Origin of the sequence: Halomonas sp. ND22Bw (assembly GCF_003011945.1) — a bacterium.
Classification (GTDB): domain Bacteria; phylum Pseudomonadota; class Gammaproteobacteria; order Pseudomonadales; family Halomonadaceae; genus Halomonas; species Halomonas halophila.
On sequence record NZ_PXWD01001300.1, the window covers coordinates 1 to 255 of the forward strand.

Annotated in this window: 1 protein-coding gene; it reads left to right on the forward strand. The window is 67.5% G+C overall.

The window, feature by feature from the left end:
• The coding region (locus tag CVH10_RS22380) for a multicopper oxidase domain-containing protein (protein WP_181244687.1) at window positions 1-175 on the forward strand (175 nt) is incomplete at its 5' end.
• Window positions 176-255: the final 80 nt, after the last annotated feature.

Below are 255 nucleotides of genomic sequence, written 5' to 3' on the forward strand. Positions count from 1 at the left end.
CGGCCATCAGCCGTTGAAACACACGGTCAATGTCGCGCCGGGATCGAAAGTCACCTTCGACCTGACCGCCGATGCGCCAGGCGACTGGGCCTTCCACTGTCACCTGTTGATGCACATGCACGCGGGCATGTTCAACGTCGTGACCGTGCGTCCGCTGGACGGAGGCGCCGCATGAGCCGCCTTTTCCTGTCCCTGACGCCCCTGCTGCTGGCGGCCGGCGCCGCCCAGGCCCAGTCCGTCGATTCCCACGCCGGC